This window comes from Streptomyces murinus (assembly GCF_002154555.1).
GTDB lineage: Bacteria > Actinomycetota > Actinomycetes > Streptomycetales > Streptomycetaceae > Streptomyces > Streptomyces murinus.
The window spans coordinates 1-1,556 of sequence record NZ_MUNF01000616.1 but is presented as its reverse complement, the minus strand read 5'-3'; the positions used below and the strand labels follow the sequence as shown (position 1 = coordinate 1,556).

Below are 1,556 nucleotides of genomic sequence, written 5' to 3'. Positions count from 1 at the left end.
ACAGCACCAGCAGGGCGGCCAGCACCGAACCCGTGACGGCGCACAGGAGTTGGCCGCCCTGGCCGCCGGCCAGGCCGAGCGCGGCGCCGACCGTGACCGCGAACCCGGCGCCCGCGGTGACCCCGAGGATGCCGGGCTCGGCGAGCGGGTTGCGGGCGAGCGTCTGGATCAGCGCGCCCGCGACCGCCAGGGCGGCGCCGACGGCCGCCGCCAGCAGCGCCCGGGGGGCCCGGACGTCTCGTACGATCACGTCGTCGTTCGTTCCTCGGTAGTCGAACAGGGCCCTGACCACGTCGGCGGGGGGTACGGCGTGGGCGCCGACGGCGATGCTGAGGACGGCGGCCGCGGCCAGCAGGACCAGCCCGCCGATGAGCAGGCCGGTCCTCCTCAGGTCCCGCCCGGGTGGCTCCCCCTGGTCGGGGCGGTCCGTGGCGGTCACTTGTCGAGCAGGGGCGCGAACGCCTTGTCGATCGCCTTCAGGGTCTTCAGGGCGTCCCCGTAGGTCGACGCCTCGGTGTAGGCGATCGGGAACGTCATCTTCTTCTTGACCGCGGGCAGGTTCTTCCACAGCTTCGAGTCGAGGACGTACTTGACCGAGTCGGGGACGCTGCCGTCGGCGTTGACCGAGTAGGTGATGGCGTCGGCCTGGCCGAGCGAGTCGGTGATCTCCTCCATGGAGGGGTATTCACTGACGGACTTCGAACCGGGTCCGGCCTTCTTGACCTTGCCGTAGTAGTCGGCTCCGACGTCCTGCACCACGTTGGTGCCCCACGAGCCGTTGAACTCGCGCTGGAAAGTGCCCTTGGAGGTGTCGCCGTACGCGCCCACATGGCCGAGCTTCAGCTGGGGCAGCACCTTCTGGTACTTCTTCTTCAGCTTGGCCGCCTCGGCCTCGTACGTGGCCTTGTCGGACTCGTACTTCGTGAGCACGCCCGCCGCGTCCGCCTGCTTGGTGGACACATCACGCCACTGGGAGGGCAGGGTCGGGCCGATCGCGACGACCGGGGCGATGGAGGTGAGCCGCTTCATGTCGATGTCGCCGAGCACCGGCACCGGGACGCCGAGCACGATGAGGTCGGGCTTGGCCTCGGCGATGGCCTCGTAGTTGGTCTCCGAGGCCTGTTCGCCCGCGACCTTGGTCAGCTTCTTGTAGGTGGCCAGTTCCTGGCCGTCCATCATCGGCTCGCCGCGCTGCCAGGAGGAGATGCCGACGAGCGGGGCGCCGGCCTCGATCAGTGTGGGCACGGCGTAGCCGGTGGCCACCACGCGCTTGGGGTGGACCGGGATCGTCACCTTGCCGTTGTCCGCGGTGAACACCCGGGTGTCGTTCTTCTTGGGCGTGTCCGCGGTGTCGTCGTGGGACGATCCGCACGCGCTCAGGGTCAGGGCCAGTGCAAGGGCACCGACGAGACCCGCTGATCTGCGCGTGAACATGTGCGACTCCTTCTGACGTGCGAGACCGGTCCGCTCCATCGAGCGGGTGTGCCTCGGTCCATGGCCTTCCGGCGGGTCGCCGGAAGGAGTTCGTGGGTGGGGAAGTGCGTGGGGGTGTGGGT

At 69.5% G+C, this 1,556-nt stretch carries 2 protein-coding genes; both read right to left on the bottom strand.

Features of this window, described 5'->3' with window-relative positions:
- A partial coding sequence (locus CCN72_RS31275; protein ID WP_143664257.1) for an iron chelate uptake ABC transporter family permease subunit occupies positions 1-439 on the bottom strand: 439 nt, incomplete at its 3' end.
- Positions 436-1,434, bottom strand: coding sequence for an ABC transporter substrate-binding protein (locus CCN72_RS31270; protein ID WP_086811473.1), 999 nt, complete (start codon positions 1,432-1,434; stop codon positions 436-438). The genes CCN72_RS31270 and CCN72_RS31275, both read right to left, overlap by 4 nt.
- Between the last annotated feature and the right edge of the window lie 122 nt (positions 1,435-1,556).